At 71.9% G+C, this 18,176-nt stretch carries 16 protein-coding genes; 5 read left to right on the top strand and 11 right to left on the bottom strand.

Features of this window, described 5'->3' with window-relative positions; all coding sequences use genetic code 11:
* Nucleotides 1-14: 14 nt before the first annotated feature.
* The 9 genes from ACIG3E_RS18470 to ACIG3E_RS18430 form a co-directional block, all read right to left on the bottom strand.
* Nucleotides 15-1,994, bottom strand: coding sequence for a galactose oxidase-like domain-containing protein (locus ACIG3E_RS18470; RefSeq protein ID WP_399617115.1), 1,980 nt, complete (start codon nucleotides 1,992-1,994; stop codon nucleotides 15-17).
* 4 nt (nucleotides 1,995-1,998) lie between these two features.
* Nucleotides 1,999-3,774, bottom strand: a complete 1,776-nt coding sequence (locus tag ACIG3E_RS18465; RefSeq protein ID WP_399617823.1) for a glycosyltransferase family 2 protein — start codon at nucleotides 3,772-3,774, stop codon at nucleotides 1,999-2,001.
* Between the two features lie 314 nt (nucleotides 3,775-4,088).
* Nucleotides 4,089-5,396: an MFS transporter gene (locus tag ACIG3E_RS18460; RefSeq protein WP_399617113.1), complete on the bottom strand. Its 1,308-nt coding sequence runs from the start codon at nucleotides 5,394-5,396 to the stop codon at nucleotides 4,089-4,091.
* Nucleotides 5,397-5,680: 284 nt separating this feature from the next.
* On the bottom strand, nucleotides 5,681-8,680 hold the full coding sequence (locus tag ACIG3E_RS18455) for a BTAD domain-containing putative transcriptional regulator (protein WP_399617111.1): 3,000 nt from the start codon (nucleotides 8,678-8,680) through the stop codon (nucleotides 5,681-5,683).
* Nucleotides 8,681-9,146: 466 nt separating this feature from the next.
* Nucleotides 9,147-9,779: a TetR/AcrR family transcriptional regulator gene (locus ACIG3E_RS18450; protein ID WP_399617109.1), complete on the bottom strand. Its 633-nt coding sequence runs from the start codon at nucleotides 9,777-9,779 to the stop codon at nucleotides 9,147-9,149.
* Nucleotides 9,776-10,456 (bottom strand): DUF4166 domain-containing protein, encoded by a 681-nt coding sequence (locus ACIG3E_RS18445; protein ID WP_399617106.1) that lies wholly within the window; start codon nucleotides 10,454-10,456, stop codon nucleotides 9,776-9,778. The genes ACIG3E_RS18450 and ACIG3E_RS18445 overlap by 4 nt, the downstream gene beginning before the upstream one ends.
* Nucleotides 10,453-11,175, bottom strand: coding sequence for a hypothetical protein (locus tag ACIG3E_RS18440; RefSeq protein ID WP_399617104.1), 723 nt, complete (start codon nucleotides 11,173-11,175; stop codon nucleotides 10,453-10,455). The genes ACIG3E_RS18445 and ACIG3E_RS18440 overlap by 4 nt, the downstream gene beginning before the upstream one ends.
* Before the next feature lie 184 nt (nucleotides 11,176-11,359).
* Complete coding sequence (locus ACIG3E_RS18435; protein ID WP_138961865.1) at nucleotides 11,360-11,656, bottom strand: MTH1187 family thiamine-binding protein; 297 nt, start codon at nucleotides 11,654-11,656, stop codon at nucleotides 11,360-11,362.
* Nucleotides 11,653-11,997 carry a DUF3817 domain-containing protein gene (locus tag ACIG3E_RS18430; protein ID WP_399617101.1) on the bottom strand — a complete coding sequence of 115 codons (345 nt, stop codon included), beginning with the start codon at nucleotides 11,995-11,997 and terminating at the stop codon, nucleotides 11,653-11,655. The genes ACIG3E_RS18435 and ACIG3E_RS18430 overlap by 4 nt, the downstream gene beginning before the upstream one ends.
* 145 nt (nucleotides 11,998-12,142) lie before the next feature.
* On the opposite strand from ACIG3E_RS18430, the gene ACIG3E_RS18425 reads away from it, so the two are divergent.
* The 4 genes from ACIG3E_RS18425 to ACIG3E_RS18410 all read left to right on the top strand — a co-directional run bounded on the left by ACIG3E_RS18425 (nucleotide 12,143) and on the right by ACIG3E_RS18410 (nucleotide 14,852).
* Nucleotides 12,143-12,781, top strand: coding sequence for an AIM24 family protein (locus ACIG3E_RS18425; protein WP_399617098.1), 639 nt, complete (start codon nucleotides 12,143-12,145; stop codon nucleotides 12,779-12,781).
* A 1-nt stretch (nucleotide 12,782) separates the two neighbouring features.
* Nucleotides 12,783-13,433, top strand: coding sequence for an AIM24 family protein (locus ACIG3E_RS18420; protein ID WP_366790192.1), 651 nt, complete (start codon nucleotides 12,783-12,785; stop codon nucleotides 13,431-13,433).
* The gene (locus tag ACIG3E_RS18415) at nucleotides 13,430-14,257 is read left to right on the top strand and encodes an AIM24 family protein (protein ID WP_242723223.1); all 828 of its coding nucleotides are present in this window, start codon (nucleotides 13,430-13,432) and stop codon (nucleotides 14,255-14,257) included. Before ACIG3E_RS18420 ends, ACIG3E_RS18415 begins: the two co-directional genes overlap by 4 nt.
* 118 nt (nucleotides 14,258-14,375) lie before the next feature.
* A complete protein-coding gene (locus ACIG3E_RS18410; protein WP_399617095.1) occupies nucleotides 14,376-14,852 on the top strand; it encodes a MarR family winged helix-turn-helix transcriptional regulator in 477 nt (158 codons plus the stop codon).
* Between the two features lie 50 nt (nucleotides 14,853-14,902).
* On the opposite strand, the gene ACIG3E_RS18405 is transcribed toward ACIG3E_RS18410, so the two are convergent.
* Nucleotides 14,903-16,546: a sensor histidine kinase gene (locus ACIG3E_RS18405; protein WP_399617093.1), complete on the bottom strand. Its 1,644-nt coding sequence runs from the start codon at nucleotides 16,544-16,546 to the stop codon at nucleotides 14,903-14,905.
* Entirely contained in the window at nucleotides 16,543-17,217 is a 675-nt protein-coding gene (locus ACIG3E_RS18400) for a response regulator transcription factor (protein ID WP_399617091.1), read from the bottom strand. Before ACIG3E_RS18400 ends, ACIG3E_RS18405 begins: the two co-directional genes overlap by 4 nt.
* Nucleotides 17,218-17,355: 138 nt before the next feature.
* Between ACIG3E_RS18400 and ACIG3E_RS18395 the strand changes: the two genes are divergently transcribed.
* Nucleotides 17,356-18,078: a PepSY domain-containing protein gene (locus ACIG3E_RS18395; protein WP_399617088.1), complete on the top strand. Its 723-nt coding sequence runs from the start codon at nucleotides 17,356-17,358 to the stop codon at nucleotides 18,076-18,078.
* Nucleotides 18,079-18,176: the final 98 nt, after the last annotated feature.

Raw genomic sequence — 18,176 nt, 5'->3', positions numbered from 1 at the left:
CCGCCGCGCGTCGGCTACTTGACGTGCACCCACTTGGCCTCGGAGGAGGCCCCGTCCGCGTCCGTCACGAACAGCATGTACCAGCCGGGCGGCACGAGCGCCGCGTCGCCGCGCGGCACCTCCACCGTCACCGAGCCCTCGCCCTTCGTCAGGCCGAGCGCGATGGAGCGCTGCTCGACGTCCGTGGTGTGCGTGACCGCGCTCGGGCGCATGAGCCGGGCCGAGGCGAGCTTCTCGGGGTGCGGCGTACGGAAGGTGGCCCGGCCGTCCGCGGGCAGGGTCTCGGGGCCCTCACCGAGGACGGGGCGGTCCTTGCCCGCCTTGTGCAGCGCGGGCGGGGTGAAGATCTCCATGCGCTGCTCGAAGTGGCCCAGCTTGGTGTTCTGTTCGTTGTCGAAGAGCGGGTCGGAGCCGAAGGTGGCCACGCGCCCGTCGGGGAGCAGCAGCGCCTCGGAGTGGTAGTTGCGGCCCACCGTGGGCTCGGCCGCGGTGCGGAAGGCGCCGCGCCCGGCGTCGGCCTTGGGGTCGTAGAACTGCGCCTTGAGGATGTTGCTGCCGCTGCGGCCGCGGTAGTCGGACGAGCCGTTGGTGGTGAACACGGAGTCGTCCGGCATGATCACGCTGTTCAGGTAGCGGGTGCCCTGCGGCAGCCGCGGCCCGGTCTTGAAGGAGGGGTTGGCCTCCTTCAGGTCGATGACGGCCGTGCGGCGCGTGGCCTTGTCCGACTCGCCGACGCCGCCCCCGCCGAGGATCATCACCTTCTGGTCCTGGGCGGGCGGAAGCAGCACGGACGCGGACGTCTCGGTCTGGTCGAGGTCGGTGAGCCCCGGCACCTTGGTGAAGGTGTTGGTCTCCAGGTCCCACAGGCCCGGCTTGCGCCCCTTGTCGGCGGGCCCGTACCCGGCGTTGGACGCGGGGTAGAAGAGCTTGCCGCCCTTGGTGAGGAACAGCGCCGGATAGCTCGGGAAGTAGCGCTTGGGCCCGTCGGTCCACTTCTTGGTCTTCGGGTCGTAGATCTCGTTGTCGCCGGGGTCGATGACACCGACGTCGTCGAGCCCGGACACCGCGAGGACCCGGCCGTCGTCGAGGCCGACGAGCGTCGGGTACCAGCGCGCCTTGTCCATCGGCTCCACGGCCACGTACCGCTCGGCCACCGGGTCGAACTCGTACGCCGCCTTGATGCCCTGGAAGTCCTGCTTGTCCATGGTGAGCTTCTCGGCGATGCCGTACGTGTTGTCGGCCTCCTTGCCGGTGAGGCCCTCGATCTCGTACTGCGCGGCCTTCTCGGTGACCGCCTCCTTGCCCTCCTGCGCGGCCTCCACGAAGACCCGGGCCTCGCTCGCGGTGACCTTCGTCTTCCAGGGCTGCATCACCCCGGACTTGGAGTACGTGATCTGGAAGTCCCGCTTGGCCTTGGGGACTTCGACGTCGAACTTGCTGACGTACTCGACGCCGGACGGCGAGCGGAACCTGGTGCCCTTCTTCAGGACGACCTTTTTGTCCGGGTTCTCGTTCTTCACGCGCATGCCGCCGCCCGCGCGCTCCACCTCGCCGTCGAGCAGCTCGTACCGGGCGGTGCCCCCGGCGACGAGCAGCCGTCCGTCGGGCAGCTGGGCGTGCCCGGCGCAGAAGAAGTCCACCGGGGTCGGCACCTTCTTGAAGGTGTTCTTCTTCGGGTCCCACAGGATCGTGTCGAAGGACCCGGCGTCGAATTTCTTCTGCTCGTTGCCGGAGCCCGCGACGATCAGCACCTTGCCGGTGTGCAGGAGCGCCGCGTGAATGGCGTTCGTACGGAACTCCTTGGGGATGCCGACCTGCTGCCACGAGCCGTACTTCTTCTTGTAGCCGGGCCGGGAGATCTTGTACGCGTGGTACTTCTCCTCGGCGAAGGAGACGGCGGCGGGGGCGTTGAGGCCGATGAGCAGCGCGCCCGCGCCGGCGCCGAACGCGATCTTCTTGGAACGCTGGGAGAGCTTCGTGAGGCGCAGGGCCATGGCGTCAGTTACCTCCAGTGGTCGTGCCGGTGGCGAAGGCGGGCTCCGGCTCGCCGTCGGGGCCGCGCTCCGCGAGCCGCTGCCGCGCCGCCTTGCGGGCCCGGCGCTCCCTGACGGCGGTGACGCCCCACACCGTCACCGGCGCGAGCGAGATGGCCATGGCGAGGACGGCCCAGGTGCGCATCGCCACATGGGTGTGGCCGAGGACGAACGAGGCGACGAGCGAACTGGCGAGCACCGCGGCCCAGAACAGATGGATGCGGAAGGTCAGCAGCCGGTCGGACGTGGCGCCACAGCCCTTGGGCGTGACGACGAAGCGGCTCGGGCGGCGAAGCAGCGCGGCGCCGAGCGACTTGGCGTAGATGGGCGCGGAGAGCGCGGACATCGCCATGCCCGCGAGGCCGCCCGAGCCCTCGGGTTCGTGCGGCGAGACGTTGTGCCGCCGGTTCCAGAGGTAGAGGCCGATCTGGAGGGCCGCGGCGTCGCTGTAGAGCATGAGCCACACGGACGCGGCGACCTGCGTGCCCGAGGCCCCGAACCACAGGAACAGGACGCAGCTGAGGATGCCCAGGAGCCAGTTGACGGCCGTCATCGGGTAGTAGACGAGCATCAGGGTGTACGAGAACAGGCGCCCGGGCGGCATCGTGAACGGCGCCTTCCAGTACTGCTTGAACAGCGTCTCGTAGGTGCCGCGCGACCAGCGCGTCTGCTGGGTGAAGAAGTCCGTCCAGGACGCCGGTCCCTCGCCGACGGCGAGCACGTCCGGGGTGTACACCGACCGCCAGTGCCGCCGGGTCTCGGGGTTGCGGTGCCGGTGCAGCTCGAAGCCGGTGGCCATGTCCTCGGTGATGGAGTCGTAGAGGCCGCCGACCTGCCGCAGGGCGGCGATCCGCACCACGTTGTTGGTGCCGACGAACATGGGCGCCCGGTAGCGGTTCCCGGCCCGCTGGATCAGCGCGTGGAACAGGAACTGCTGCGACTCGGCGGCCTTGGTGACGGGCGAGACGTAGTTGCCGTACACCTGCGGGCCGACGACGAACGCGACGTCCGGGTCCCGGAAGAAGCCCATCATCCGCTCCAGGAAGTTCGGCAGCGGGACGTGGTCGGTGTCGACGGAGGCGAAGAATTCGTAGGCGTCGCCGTGCATCGCGAGCCAGGCGTTGTAGTTCCCGTGCTTGGTGCGGGTCTTGTGCGGGCCCTTCTTGCGGTTCCACTCCGGGACGCCGTTGCGGGTGAAGTGCCGCACGCCGAGCTCCGCGCACAGGGCCTTCGCCTCGTCGTCGTCGCCCTCGTCGAGCAGCCACACGTCGAGCGGTCCCGTGTGGTGTATCCGCACGGCGCCCTCCAGCGTGGCGCGGACCATGGACAGCGGCTCCTTGCCCGGAACGTACGTCGTCAGGAACGCGACGCGGGTGCCCGGCTCGGGCACGACCGGCACGGGGTCGCGGGCCACCATCGTCGCGTGCGCGATCGACACGACGTTGACCAGCATGAACAGCTCGATCAGCCCGATCGCGACGAGCATCGTCACATCGAGGCCGACCAGCCAGCGGTCGCCGCCCTCGCGCTCGGTCCAGTGCGTGGGCCAGACGAGGTACACCAGCAGGACGCCGGTGAGCAGCGGGGCGAGCGTCATCAGCAGGACGGCGCGTATTCGGCGGGGCTCGCCGGCGAGGAGCGACCTGTACTGGACCCGGTAGCCGTGGCGGCCCTCCTCGGGCTGCGTGAGCGGTCCGGCCAGCCGGCTGTGGGTGTCGTAGTCGTAGCCCTCCGGCCGCACGGTGCCCTCCTGGTGATCGACGTGAACGAACGGGTCGATACCCACACACAAAGGGACAACTGGCGGCGTGTCGAATGGGGCGCGTCCGAGTGAGTGCCCTTACGCTGCCGACTTCGCCTCGGCGGCCCCCCTCCCACCCGCCCACCCGTTACTGGCTTCCCAGGGGGTAGGGGTCTCTCGTGGGGGTCACTCGTGGGGGTCACTCGCCGTCAGCGGCCGCGGCTCCGCCGCATCGGCGAAGGCAACCCACAGCCGCCAACGGCGACCAGCCCCCACCGGAGACGCTCGCCCCACGTGAGAGCGGGAGGCGAGGGTCAGGGCGGGGTGGGGCGGGTGCGCTCGGCCCAGGCGGCCACCGCCGGGGTGGCGAGCCCGGCGAGGGCGAGCAGCGCGCCGAGGAGGACCCATCCAGGTCGGCCCCAGCTGAGGCAGGCGAGCGTCACCACGGAGGGACCGACCGTCGTGGCGGCCGTGAGCGCGGTCTGGGACAGCCCCAGGTACTGACCCTTGGCGTGCTCGGGCGCCAAGGTCATGGTGAGTTCCATCTCGGCGGAGACCGTGAGCAGTTCGGCCACGATCGAGGCGAGCAGGGCGATCACGAGCACGATGACGGCCGGGAGGAGGGCCCGTCCGGAGGCCAGGGCCGTCAGCAGGCAGAAGACCCCCGCGAAGACGCCCCCGACCGCCATGGCACGGCCTGCCTTGCGGGGTGTGTTCACTCTGCGCGCGGTCCTGGTGAGCAGGCAGGCGATGGACAGGGTGTTGGCCACGCCGAACACGGCGACGAGCCAGCCGGGCCCGGCGGTGCGCAGGGTGATCCACAGGGGCAGGGCCACGGTCACCACGGTTTCGAGCAGGACGAGGGTGGCGTAGATGAGGCAGATGCTCAGGTAGGGCAGGTCGGTGAGGGCTTCCCAGCGTGACCCGGCGCGGCCCGCCTCAACGCCGGGTCCGTCCGGGGCGGGGGCGGAGTCCTTGGCCGCCGGGGCCGCCAGGCCCACCGGCAGGGCCAGGAACAGCAGGCCCTGGCCCGCGGTCAGGACGCAGCAGACGACGATGGCGGCGCGGTACGCGGTGGCCGAACCGGCCGCGATGACCAGGCCGCTCGCCGCCATGCCGACCATCATGGCCAGGTTGGAACGGGCCGTGACCTTGGCCCGGAAGACCGAGGCGCGCGGCCCGCCGAGCCGGGCCACGATCGTCTGCCGCATGGTCGCCGCGGTCATCTGGAAGCCCGCGGCGGCGACAAGGACGCCCACCAGCGCGGCGTAGGAGTCCACGAGCAGGATGCAGACCTCGGTCGCGGCGAGGAGCAGATAGGACAGCGCGGCACCGAGCCGGGGCGGGACGGTGGTGTCGGCGAGGCGCCCCGCCGGGACACCGAGCAGCATCGCGCAGGCCCCGGCGACGGTGAGGGCCAGGCCGATCCGGGAGGCGGCCAGGTGCAGGTGGGTGCTGAAGTACAGGACGGTGAGGGTGGACAGCAGGCCGTACCCGGCGTTGCCCGTCATCGAGGCACCGATGACGATTCGCTGTGCCCGCGCGTCGGAGGGGTCGGGACGGTCCGCGGCGGGGTCGGGGGCCGGGGGTGACGTGGCGGGGGAGGCGATGGTGTCGGTCATGGCGGCAGCCTCGCGGCCCTGGGTCTACCCGCTCTCTGCGCCGCGTCTGCGGCCCGAGGCCCGGCCCGGCCCGGCCCGGCCCGGCCCCGGCAACGCGAAGCACCCGGCCTCCCGCACGGACGACGGACGGGGTGGGAAACCGGGTGCGGGGGGGCGCCTGCCGGGCGCGGCTACTGCTCGCTGGTGCGCTTCTGCACGGCCGCTCCTTCCGTCGTTCCCTTACTCAGTGGTTCCGTGCGGAATCCGGCAGGAACGACGCTGTCGGTGCGCGGTCTCCCCGCTCTCTACGGCGTGTCCACGGAGGCCAGGATGCCGGAGACGCGGTCGGCGTCCTGCGCCATGGCCAGGCTGGTGTAGAGGGCGAGGGCGGAGCGCAGGTGGGTCCGGGCTGCCGCCTCCCGGCCGGCTCTGACGAGTGCTCTGCCCATGGCCTGGTGGGCGCGGGCCGTGATGAGCTCCTCGTCGCACAACACAGCGCCTTCCACGGCCGCTTCGGCATGGGCGAGCGCGCGCCGCAGCAGTGCGTCCCGGGGGCCGGAGGCAGCGGCCGTGTACGTCTCGGCGGCCCGGTAGTGGCAGATCGTCTCGATCGTGCTCCGTTCGAACGCGCGGGCGATGGCCGCCGCCCGCTCGTAGACCTCGGCTGCCTCCACGGACCGTTCGCCTCGGTGGTACGCGTCTCCGGCGATGATCAGGTGGCTGATCTGCATGTCACGCTTCCCCGCCCGTTCGAACCAGGCCGCCGATTCCAGTGACCGCGCCGCGATGGTGGCCAGGTCCATCTCCCGGTCGGGGGCACGCGTCTCGACCTGGAGCGCCGTGGCGTACTGCTGGCGCACCAGGGCCTCGTGGCCGGTCAGGGACGCCGCTTCGGTGCTCAGCCGGGCATGGGGGCGTGCGGCCCGGTAGTCGCCCAGCTGGTGCAGGATCACGGCGGCCCCTTCGTGGGCGTTGCTGAGCAGGTAGTGCGTTCGCGGGTCGTCGGCGGGGCTGTTGTCGGCGTACCGGATCGCCTCCTGGAACGCGCTGAGGGAGGTGGCGGGCTGTGGTCCGCCGAGGCGGAGGGCCCCCAGTGCACAGCAGGCCGCGCCGTGGACGAGGTCGTCGGAGTGGGCGCGGCCGCCGGGAGCCGTCGCGACGGCCAGTAGCTCAGCGGCCTCCAGCACGGGGCCCATGGGCACGGCGTCCTTCCAGCAGCTGAGCAGGCCGAGGAGAGCCACAGTGTGGGCGGCGGCGTGCCGGTCGCCCTCGGCCGCCACCTGGACGGACAGGGTCACCAGGGCGGGCAGTTGCGCGCGTATCCAGGCCAACGCGGTTGCGTTGTCGACGATGTCGGGGGCGCCGGGGCTCACGGTGGGGACGTCGCCGTCGGGACCGAGGTACGGGATGACGCCCGAGGCCGCGAGCCGCAGGGCGGTGCGGACGCTGGCGTGGCAGAAGTCCGTGGCGCGGGTGAGGGCGGCGATGCGTTCCTCGTCGGCGAGCCGGTGGACTGCCTTGTCGCGGGCGTAGGCGACGACCAGGTCGTGGAAGGCGTAGTGGCCGGGCTCGGGTGAGGTCAGCAGCGCGGTGTCGACCAGCTCCTCCAGAACCGTTTCTGCTCGGTCTTCGGGGAGGTCGAGCACCGTGGCCGCGGCGGCCAGGCTCCAGTCGTGCACCTTGGGGACGGCCAGGGTGACGAAGGCGGTGGCCTGGTCCGGGGTGAGCTGGTCGAAGGAGAGCGCGAAGGCGCGGTCGACGCTCAGGTCCCCGGTGCGCAGCTCGCCGAGGAGCCGGTCCTCGCTGGACAGCCGGTCGACCATGGACCGCACGCTCCAGCGAGGGCGCTGGGCGAGACGGGTCGCCATGATGCGCAGTGCCAGGGGCAGGTGCCCGCAGGCCGCCGCGAGGGCGGCCACGTCGGCCGGTTCGGCCTGGGCGCGCTGCTCGCCGATGATCGCCGTGATGAGCCTCTGGGCCTCGCTCCGCTCCATCCCGTCGAGGACGACCGCTGTGCTCACCGCGGTGGTCACGCGGGTGCGGGAGGTGATGAGGGCCGCGCTGCGGGGAGCGGGCGGAAGCAGCGGGGTGAGCTGGGTGGCGTCGGCGGCGTCGTCCAGAACCACGAGGATCCGCTTGTCGGCCGTAACGCTCCGATACAGGGCGGCGCGCTCCCGCGTGCCCTCGGGCAGCCGCTCCGGGGCGACGCCGAGCGCGAGCAGGAAGTCGGCCAGGATGTCGCCGGCCTTGGCGGGCGCGTCGGAGGCTCCGTGCAGGGAGGCCCACAGGCGTCCGTCGGGGAAGTCCTCCACGACGGCGTGGGCGACCAGGGTGGCCAGCGTGCTCTTCCCCTCGCCGCCCATGCCGGTGATGAGGCCCACCGCGTGGTCGGTGGTGCGGAGCGTCCCGGCAAGGCGTGCCACGTGTTCGTGGCGTCCGGTGGCGTCCGCCGGGGGTGCCGGAAGCTGGTGCGGCACGATCTTCGGCGGTGCGGGCGGGGAGAGCGGTGCGGGCGTGGGCGCGGGCGGTGCGGCGGGTGCGGGAGCGGCGGGCCGGGGTACGGCGAAAGGGGGGCCCGGGTCGTCGCCGCGCAGGATGGCGTCGTGGACGTGGGTCAGTTCCTGGCCGGGGTCGATGCCGAGTTCCTCGGCGAGCGTGTGGCGCACCTGACGGTAGACCTGGAGTGCCTCGGCCTGCCGCCCGCTGCGCAGCAGTGCGCGCATGTGGGCGGCGTGCAGGTGCTCGGCGTAGGGGTGGTCGGCGCAGGCGCCGGCGATGTCCGACAGGGCCTCCGCGTGCTGCCCCAGGGCTAGGCGCTGGTCGAACCAGCGCTGGCGGACGCCCTCGCGCAGCACGGTCAGGGACTCGCGCTGCCGCGCGCACCAAGGGCCGGGCAGTCCGGCAAGGGCGATGCGCCCGGACCACAGGTCGAGGGCGGCGGACAGCCGTGCCGCTTCCGCCTGCGGGTCGTCCAGGGCCGGTGTGTTGGCCGCCCGGAGGAACGCGGTGGCGTCCACGTCGGCGGGGTCGGCGTCAAGGAGATAGCCCGCCGGGGTGCGGACGATCAACGACGGTGCCAGCGCCTTGCGGAGCCTCAGCACGTAATTGGTGATCACGTTGGTGGCGCTGGCGGGCGGCTCGTCGTCGTACAGGCCGTCGATGATCTCTTCCGCCCCGACCGGCGTGCCGGCCCGCAGGGCCAGAGCGGCGAGTACCGCCATTTGCTGCGGTGGCATCGTCAGGGCCGGACCGCCGTTGTACGACACGGTCGGTGGTCCGAGCAGCACGAACCGGTACGAGTCCATGGTCCCCCCTGTGACGCCCCCCTGTCCGGCCCCCGCCGGACAGGGCACTCTAAGTCACCGCGAGAGGGGCGGCGGAGTGTTCTCCGGGCGTGTCGGCACGGGGGAATCCGCAGGCGGTCGCAGGTGAGATGCCCCGGGAGCGCGGGGCGGGTTCGTGCGCGTTGACTTTCTGTAGACCCCGCGTTGGCCACAGGTAGCGATGCTTCTTCTGCGACCGGGTCCACCGGAAGCGCAGCCGCACCGGCTGAACCAGGAGAAGGAGGTGACCGACATGAAGAAGATCTCCCGACGGGGTACCCGATACAACATCCGGTAATGCCACCCAGGCCGCCGGGCTTCGCGTCTCCGCGAGGCCCGGCGGCCTGGCCGTGTCCTGCCACGAACCCACAGCCGCCGACGGCGCCCGGCCCCCGCAAGAGGCGCCCACCCCGCGTGCGACTGGCAGCGGGCGGGCGGGAGGTCCAGGTCAGAGCCGCCGCACCGTGCGGAGCCGGTGGCGCACGGCCCGCTGCCCCACCACCCCGAGCCCCTCCACCACCGCGACCAACTCCCCAAGCCCCTCCAGCGCGTCCAACGCCCGCTCGGCCCCCTGGGGATCCACCCCCTCGTACAGTTCGAGCCCCACGAACGACGACGCCACGGCCCGCGCGAGCCCCACCGTGTCCACGAACTCCCCGAGCGGCGACGCCCCGAGCACCCGGGTGAGGACCTGCTCGACCTCCTCGATCCACAGGGAGAGCCCGGCGGCGGTCGCCGCGGCGAGCCGCGGCTGGGTCTGCGCCCCGGCGAGCAGCTGCCCGAGCACGGCCACGGCCCCCGCCGCCCGCTCCTCCTCGTGCATCCGCCGCCCGAACTCCAGGAGCTCCCCGAGCGTGGAGATCGCGGCGAGGGCGTCCCGGTAGCGGGCGACCCGCTGCTCCGTGCCGTACCGGCAGGCTTCCGAGAGCAGTTCGTCGACCGACCCGAAGTGGTAGAAGACGAGCGCCTGGTTCACCCCGGCGGCAGCCGCCACGCTGCGCGCGGACGTCTTGGCGATGCCCTGCTCGGTGAGCGTGCGCAGCGCCCCTTCGAGCAGCTTCTCGCGGGTCTCCGCGCTCACGCGCGCACCTCCTCGCGCACGGGCCGCAGGCCGGGCCGCACCCCGCACTCCCGCACGTCCCGGTACGCGGCCCGGAACCGGCCCTCGTACCCGAACAGCGGCCCCACGTACCGGTTGGCGACCCGGACCCGGACGCGGAAGCACCCGGCGGCGTCGTCGTACGACTCGCGCACCTCGGCGTCGCCGCCGACGAGGTCCGGCACGCGGACGTCCACCGGCCCCTCCCGGAACCGGTGCTCTCCGGAGCGGATGAGGAGCGAGCCGTCCGGCTCGGCCGTGAGGTGGAGGTCGCTGGCGAGGTGCTGGTGCGTGCCGAGGTAGTCGAGCACGCGGTCGCCCTCGGGGGCGAGGACCATCTGGGCGTCGAAGCGCCGGGCCCGCCCGGGGAAGTGGAAGGTGCGCACGAAGCTCACCGTCTCACGGCCGAAGGTGTCGGCGTACGGCACGTTCTCGATGGTGAACGGGACGTTCCGACCGGTGCGCGGGACGAGGATGTGCCGGGTCGCGCCGACCGCGAGGAACGGCTTCACGAAGCCGCGGCCGTGCCAGATCCGGTCCATCACGCCGTAGCCGACGCAGGCCTCGCCGCTGTCGAGCCCGACGGAGAACCGCCGCCGCAGCTGGGGGTGCAGCCGCTCGAAGTCGGCGCCGAGGACGGTACGGAAGATCGAGGTCATGCGGGCTTCTCCTGCGGGTCGAGGGGCGCGGCGGCGGACAGGCGGTCGAGGACGCGGGGCGCCCGGGTGCGCCGCGGGGGCCTGCGCAGACAGCGCCGCGCGGCGGGCGTGCCGGGCAGCGGCGGCACCAGGAGCGCCACCAGGGCGGCGCCGAGCGCGGCCACCGGCCCGCCGCACAGCCCCGCCGCGGCCACGGCCAGGCCGCGCGCCCCGGTGTCGGCGGCCGCGTGCGCGAGGGCGCGCTCCGGGGTGATGCCGCGCTCCAGCCAGAGCCGGAGCCGGTCGAACGACCACGCCGTGGCCCAGCCCATGAGCGGGCGGAAGAGCAGCCGGTCGGCGGCCGCGCCGGGGCGGCCCCAGCGCGGCCGGTAGTCGTAGCCCGTGAGGAAGCGGACGCCGTCGCCGGTGGGCACGTAGCGCCAGTAGCCGCTGCCCTCGGCGAGCAGCGAGAGCGGATGCGGCGAGGCGAACCGGAGCGCCGAGGTCCGGGTGCCGTCGGGCCTGCGCTTCTCGCCCGCGCTGACGCCGGTCCCGGCGACGGTGAGGAAGGGCAGCACGCGCGTGGCGTACCGGAAGTGCTGCGGTTCGCCCTCCCTGGCGGGCAGATAGTCGATCTCCGTGAACCGGAGGTCCCACCGCTGGTGCGCGGCGGGCTCCTGGGTGTGCGCCCACAGGTCGTCGATGTCGGCGCGGATCAACGCTTCGATGTACAGGCTCACTGGAAACCCCCACGTCAGCACGGTTTGAGCGACCGCTTTGAGCACTCGCTCAACTTCGGCTGTCGCAACGTAGCAGGCATTTGAGCGATCGCTCAACTCCTCCGGGATGGCGGATGAGGACAGCGAAAGGCCCCCGCCGGTGCTCGGCGGGGGCCTTTCGGAAGGGTGACGTCAGCCCTGGCTGTCAGCCCTGGGAGAGGTGTCGTTCCACGGTCTCGACCTTGGAGGTCAGGCCGTCGGTCACACCGGGGCGGACGTCGGCCTTCAGGACGAGGGAGACGCGGGGAGCACGGGCCTCGACCGCGGCGACGGCGCGCTTGACCACGTCCATCACCTCGTCCCACTCCCCCTCGACGGAGGTGAACATCGCGTCGGTGCGGTTCGGCAGGCCCGACTCGCGCACCACGCGGACGGCGTCGGCGACGTACTCCCCCACGTCCTCGCCGACGCCGAGCGGCGTCACGGAGAAGGCGACGATCACGCGTTCACGACCCCCTCGCGGCGGGCGCGCGAGGCGATGACCGCGGCCTCGGCCTCACGCTTGAGCTTGCGGTCGGCGAAGAAGCCTCCCGTCGGCAGGACGGAGAGCACGAAGTACAGGGCGGCCGTCTTCAGGCTCCACTTGGTGCGGTTCCAGGCGTCGGCCCAGAACAGCACGTAGAGCACGAAGAGCACGCCGTGGATCATGCCCATCGCCGGCACGGCGTTGAAGTCCGTGGTCCGCTTGAGCACCGAGCAGACGATCAGGAGGAGGAAGGACACGGCCTCCGGAACGGAGATCAGACGGAGGCGGCGGAGTGCGGAAGCGGTGTTGATGTCCACGAGTCACCTTCGGGGGCGGGGATCGACGTCGATCTTGTGAACGGATGCACAAGCGTCCCCCATTGTGGCATCAGGGATCAACCGGGGTGCGTTCAGGGTCGGTCACCCTGTCGCCGCGCACCGCGCTGCGGATACCTTCGCTGTCGTGGCTACGTTCCGAGTGCAAGGCAGCAGAGTGCTCGCCGTCGACATGACAGGCGACTCGGTCAAGGCGAAGAACGGCTCGATGGTCGCCTATGACGGCACGATGAACTTCAAGAAACTGACGGGGGGCGGCGAAGGCATCCGAGGCATGGTCACCCGTCGTCTGACCAATGAGCAGATGACGGTGATGGAGGTGAAGGGCCACGGCACGTGCTGGTTCGCCGACCGTGCGGCGGAGATCAGCCTGGTCGCCCTCCAGAGCGAGAAGCTGTACGTGGAGGCCAGCAATCTGCTGTGCACGGACGCGAGCCTGCGCACCGGCACCACGTTCACGGGCCTGCGCGGCGCCAGCCAGGGGAACGGCGTCTTCACGACGACCGTGGAGGGCACCGGCCAGGCGGCGATCATCTCGGACGGCCCGGCGGTCGTCCTGCGCGTGACGAAGCAGTACCCGCTCCATGTCGACCCGGGCGCCTATGTGGCACACCAGGGCAATCTCAAGCAGAGCTTCCAGTCCGGCGTCACCTTCCGCCATCTGTTCGGCGAGGGCGGCGGCGAGGCCTTCCAAATCCGCTTCGAGGGCGAGGGCCTGGTGTACGTCCAGCCCAGCGAGCGCGAAACGATCGCGGGAGACGTGTGACATGCCGTTCCGTGAAGTCACTCCGAAGATGGTCGAGGCGACCGTGCAGCCGGGCGTGAAGCTGTTCAGCCAGCGGGGCGCGATGCTCGCCTACAAGGGAGACGTCTCCTTCACCCCGAACCTCACCGGCGGCCAGGGCGGCCTGATGTCCATGATCGGGCGCCGCCTCGCCGACGAGGACGTCCCGCTGATGACCGTCGAGGGCAGCGGCACCGTCATGTTCGGGCACGGCGGCCACCACGTCCATGTGATCACCCTGACCGGCGACACCCTGTACGTGGAGTCGGACCGCCTGCTCGCCTTCGACGGCACCCTCCAGCAAGGCACCGTCTTCCTCGGCTCGCAGGGTGGCGTGATGGGCATGGTGCGCGGCCAGATCTCGGGCCAGGGCCTGTTCACCACGTCCCTCAAGGGCCAGGGCGCGGTCGCCGTGATGGCCCACGGCGGCGTCGTCGAGCTGCCCATCACCCCCCAGCGCCCGGTCCACGTGGACCCGCAGGCCTATGTGGCGCACCACGGCGACGTACGCAACAAGCTGTCCACGGCCCTCGGTTGGCGCGACATGGTGGGCCGCGGCTCCGGCGAGGCGTTCCAGCTGGAGCTCAGCGGCAACGGCGTGGTGTACGTCCAAGGTTCGGAGGAAAAGCTGTGAGCACGCCCGTGATCTTCGACCCGGCGACGCTACCGAGCGACGACAACGTCAACGCGTACACCTTCTGCGTGGAGCTGCGCGGCAGCCAGTGGTTCCTGCAGAAGGGCAAGATGATCGCCTACTACGGGCGCATCGACTTCAACGGCATCGGCCACGGCCGCCTCGACCGCCTCCTGCGCACGTCCTTCCACTCCCCGCTGCACGCGAGCGACTGGGTGGTGGCCGAGGGCGAGGGCAAGATGCTGCTCGCCGACCGCGCCTTCGACGCGAACTCGTACGACCTCGAGGACGGCAACCTGACGATCCGCGCGGGGAACCTCCTCGCTTTTCAGCCAAGTCTCTCGCTGAAGCAGTCCATCGTCCCGGGCTTTCTGACCCTGATCGGCACGGGCAAGTTCGTGGCGGTCTCCAGCGGTCCCGTGGTGTTCATGGAGCCGCCGATCCGCGTGGATCCGCAGGCCCTCGTCGGCTGGGCGGACTGCCCGTCCCCCTGCCACCACTACGACCACGGGTACATGACGGGGGTGCTCGGCGGCCTGCGCGCACTGACCGGCATCGGCGGCACATCGGGCGAGGAGCACCAGTTCGAGTTCGTGGGCGCGGGCACGGTCCTGCTCCAGTCCTCGGAGTCCCTGATGGACGGCGTCGACACCGGCGCGCTCCCGCAGCAGGCCGGGGTGCCGGGCGCGGCGGGCACCGGCGGCGGCTCGGGCGGACACGGCTCCTCCGGCCAGGGCGGCCAACATGGCCAACGTGGACAGCAGCCGCTCGGACCGCGCCTTCCCGGACAACTAGGCAGCCTCCAGCGTCGCTTCGGCCTGTGAGCGGTAGTCTGCGGAGTGTGACGGCGAACGCCTGTGCCCCTCGGTCTCCCGAGGGGTGCGAGCCGCCTCACACCCCTTCACTCGTTCATCATTCAACTTCTTAGGTAGAATCGATTCCATGGAGACCGAGACGGCCCCGCAGTGGCTGACCAACGAGGAACAGTGCGCCTGGCGCACCCACGTGGAGGTCAACAGGATGCTGACGTACCAGCTGGAGAAGGATCTCCAGCCGTTCAACCTGACCATGAACGACTACGACATCCTCGTACATCTCTCCGAGTCCGAAGACCTGCGCATGCGCATGAGCGACCTCGCGACCGCCACCCTGCAGTCCAAGAGCCGCCTGTCGCACCAGATCACACGCATGGAGAACGCGGGCCTGGTCCGGCGCGAGAACTGCGAGTCCGACCGACGCGGCCTGTTCACCGTGCTCACCGACGAGGGCCTGGAGACGATGAAGCGCGTCGCGCCGCACCACGTGTCGTCCGTGCGCCAGCACTTCGTCGACCTCATCTCGCCGGAGGCCCTCGGTGATCTGCACAAGGCACTGACACCGATCGCGGAGCATCTGCGCGGCCTGCGCGGCAAGCCGTGACGCTGCCGCTGTGCCTTGGCGGATCCAGGGGGGCTTGGCTCGGGTGTCGCTCAGTGCCGGTGGTCGTCGGCTGAGCGCGCAGTTCCCCGCGCCCCTTCAGGGCGCGCTTGCGGCAGGCGCAGGACGAACCGGGCGCCGCCGCCAGGGGCCTCGTCGGCCGTGAGGGTGCCGCCGTGGCGCGCGGCCACGTCGCGTGCGATGGCGAGACCGAGGCCCGCACCGCCCTCGTCCCGGCTCCGCGCGTCATCCAGGCGCACGAACCGCTCGAAGATCCGCTCGCGCTCCGCCGCCGGCACCCCGCTCCCGTCGTCGGCCACCTCCAGGACCGCCCAGGCCCCCTCGGTCCGGGTGGCGACCGTGATCCGCGCCCTGGCGTGCCGCTGGGCGTTGGTCACCAGATTGCCGAGGACGCGGGCCAACTGCCCACGGGATCCGGCCACTTCGACGCTCTCCAGCGCCGTCGTGACCGGGACGCGGTCCGCCGGGCGCTGCGACAGCTCCTCACGGGCCAGGGCCGCGAGCTCCACCCGGCCCTGCCCCGGCTTCTCCCCGGCGTCCAGACGGGCGAGCAGCAGCAGGTCGGCGGCCAGCTCCTGGAGCCGCACGGTGTCCTCGACGGCGCCCGCCACGTCCAGCAACTCCGGGTGCGCGGCGCCCACTTCGAGCTGGGTGCGCAGCGAGGCGATGGGGCTGCGCAGCTCGTGCGAGGCGTCGGCGACGAAGCGGCGCTGCCGCTCCACGGAGGCCTGGAGGGCGGCGAGCGTCTCGTTGGTGGTGCGGGCCAGGCGCGCGATCTCGTCGTGCGTGTCCGGCTCGGGCACCCGCCGCGCCAGGTCCTCGGACGCGGTGATGGCGGCCATCTCCCCGCGGATCGCGTCGACCGGCCGCAGCGCGCGGCGCGTGACCAGCCAGGTCACGGCCGCGATCACCGCGAGAAGCACGGGGAAGCCGATCAGCATCGCGGTCAGCGCGGTGGTGACGGCGCTGCGTTCGGTGGTCAACGGGGCACCCGCGTCGACGGTCAGCTCACCCTTCGACTCCGTGTTCACGCGGACGGCGGCGAAGCGGTACTCCGTCGTGTCGCCGTCGACGGTCGCGGAGCGCTCGGTGACGCGGGTCTCGTCGTCGATCTCACCGGGCTTGAGGGAGTCGTCGTCGGAACGGTCGTCCGAGCCGTCGTCGGAGTCCTCGGAGCCCTTCGCCTTCTCGGCGGCGTCCTCGGCGGCCTCCTCCGCGGCCTCTTCCTTGTCCTCCGCGGCGTCGTCCGGATCGTCTGAGTCATCCAGGTCGTCCGAGTCATCCGGGTCATCCGAGCCGTCCGGGTCGTCGGAGTCCTTGGAGCCGGGCGCGGTGGAAGGGGCCTTCGGCTCGGGCCGCACGTCCCTGACGCGCTCGCCGGACAGCCGCTCCAGGTCCTCGGTGTGCGCGACGACCCGCCCGTCCGCGTCCAGGACCCGTACGGGACGGTCGTCGTCGGACAGGTCGAGCTTGTCGTACGACAGGCCCGTGGCCAGCTCGGACGCCACCTTCCGGGCGGCGGACTCGGCCTGCGCGTCGGTCTGGTCGACGAGGCTGGACCGGAGCGCGAGCAGCACGGCGGCGCCCGCGGCGACCAGGGCGAGGGCCACGACGACCGTCGCCCCCGCGGTCGCGCGGGCGCGCACCGAGGCGAAGGGGCGGAAGCGGCGGCTCATCGCGGGGCCTCCAGGCGGTAGCCGGCGCCGCGGACCGTCTTGATCAGCGGTGCGCCCAGCTTGCGGCGCAGCGTGCTGACGTACACCTCGACGATGTTCGGATCGCCCTCGTACGCGAAGTCCCAGACGTGCTCCAGGATCTCCGCCTTGGACACCACCTGGCCCGGGCGCAGCACCAGCTGCTCCAGGACCGCGAACTCCTTCGCCGTCAGGGCGACCTCGGTGCTCCCGGCCGCCCCCTCGCGGACGACGCGGCGCGCGGCCGTGTCGATCCGCAGCTCGCCGATCCGGTGCACGGGCGACGGGGCCGCGGCGCGGCGGCGCAGCAGCGCCTTCACGCGGGCGACCAGGACGACGTAGCTGAAGGGCTTGGTGAGGTAGTCATCCGCGCCCGTGTCCAGGCCCTCGGCCTCGTCGTACTCGCCGTCCTTGGCGGTCAGCATCAGGATCGGTACGTCGTTGCCCGCGGCGCGCAGGGCGGAGCAGACCCGGTAGCCGTTCATGCCCGGCAGCATGATGTCCAGGATGACCAGGTCGTACGTGCCCTCCGTGGCGCGGTGCAGACCGTCGGCGCCGTCGTGGACGACGTCGACGGCGTAGCCCTCGGCGGTCAGGCCCTTGGCCAGGGACAGGGCCAGACGCTTCTCGTCCTCGACGATCAACAGACGCATGCCCTCAGGATGCCGGAGCCCGGCTGAAGAAATCTTCAGGTGTCTTCAGGAGGGCTTCAGGAACGTTCAGGCAGCGTGTTTCCCATCGGAACGGACGGCCCCGGTACGGCGGGGCCAGCCACTCGGGAGGACACCCTCATGAAGCGCAACATCGTCATCGCCACCGTCGCGGCCGCCGCACTCATCGGCGGCGGGACGGCCACGACCTTCGCGCTCAGCGGCGACGGCGAGGGCTCCTCGGCGTCGTCGGCGCGGAAGTCGAGCGTCCAGCTGAAGGACGACGGCGGGGCGCGGGGCACGGAGGTCCGGGGCGACGACCGATACGACGACGACCGTTACGACGACGACACGGACGACAGGGACGACCGGGACTACAGGGACGACCGGGACGACCGGGACGAGGACGCTCGCGACGCCGCCGAGGCCAAGGCCGCCAAGGTGAGCGCCGCTGACGCGATCGCCGCCGCGCTCAGGTCCGCGAGCGGCACCGCCGTCTCCGCCGAGCTGGACTCCGACGACGGCGGCCTGGTCTGGGACGTCGACGTCCTCGGCAAGGACGGCTCCACCTGGCACAGCGTGCACGTCGACCCGGGTACGGGCAAGGTGCTCGGCTCCCACACCGAGAAGGACGCCGAGGACGGAGCCGAGGCCGAGGCCGCGCTGAAGGGCTCCTCGGTCTCCGCGGCCGACGCGGCGAAGGCCGCCGCGGGCAAGGGCACGGTGACGTCGGTGGACCTGGAGGACGAGGCCCGCGGCAAGGGTGCCTGGGAGGTGGAGACGGTCTCCGCCAAGGGCGCCGAGACCCACTGGCTCGTGGACCTCAGCTCCGCCAAGGTCACCCCCGGCCCCCTGGACGACTGACCCCCCGGCGCGGAGCCCCGCGCCGCACACACCACCCCGCCGTCCCCCGCGGCGGGGTTCCCCTCCCCCGGCCCAAGCCCCCTAACGGCCCCGGGACT

It is taken from the genome of Streptomyces sp. NPDC053474, assembly GCF_044544845.1.
Lineage (GTDB): Bacteria > Actinomycetota > Actinomycetes > Streptomycetales > Streptomycetaceae > Streptomyces.
Note: the sequence above shows the minus strand (reverse complement) of the source record. Positions and strands in the feature narration are given on the sequence as shown.

What these genes read in the sequence shown, in the direction of transcription:
- ACIG3E_RS18470 (WP_399617115.1), bottom strand. Translation starts at nt 1,994, where the DNA reads ATGGCCCTGCGCCTCACGAAGCTCTCCCAGCGTTCCAAGAAGATCGCG.
- ACIG3E_RS18460 (WP_399617113.1), bottom strand. Translation starts at nt 5,396, where the DNA reads ATGACCGACACCATCGCCTCCCCCGCCACGTCACCCCCGGCCCCCGAC.
- ACIG3E_RS18455 (WP_399617111.1), bottom strand. Translation starts at nt 8,680, where the DNA reads ATGGACTCGTACCGGTTCGTGCTGCTCGGACCACCGACCGTGTCGTAC.
- ACIG3E_RS18445 (WP_399617106.1), bottom strand. Translation starts at nt 10,456, where the DNA reads ATGACCTCGATCTTCCGTACCGTCCTCGGCGCCGACTTCGAGCGGCTG.
- ACIG3E_RS18420 (WP_366790192.1), top strand. Translation starts at nt 12,783, where the DNA reads ATGCCGTTCCGTGAAGTCACTCCGAAGATGGTCGAGGCGACCGTGCAG.
- ACIG3E_RS18410 (WP_399617095.1), top strand. Translation starts at nt 14,376, where the DNA reads ATGGAGACCGAGACGGCCCCGCAGTGGCTGACCAACGAGGAACAGTGC.
- ACIG3E_RS18405 (WP_399617093.1), bottom strand. Translation starts at nt 16,546, where the DNA reads ATGAGCCGCCGCTTCCGCCCCTTCGCCTCGGTGCGCGCCCGCGCGACC.
- ACIG3E_RS18400 (WP_399617091.1), bottom strand. Translation starts at nt 17,217, where the DNA reads ATGCGTCTGTTGATCGTCGAGGACGAGAAGCGTCTGGCCCTGTCCCTG.
- ACIG3E_RS18395 (WP_399617088.1), top strand. Translation starts at nt 17,356, where the DNA reads ATGAAGCGCAACATCGTCATCGCCACCGTCGCGGCCGCCGCACTCATC.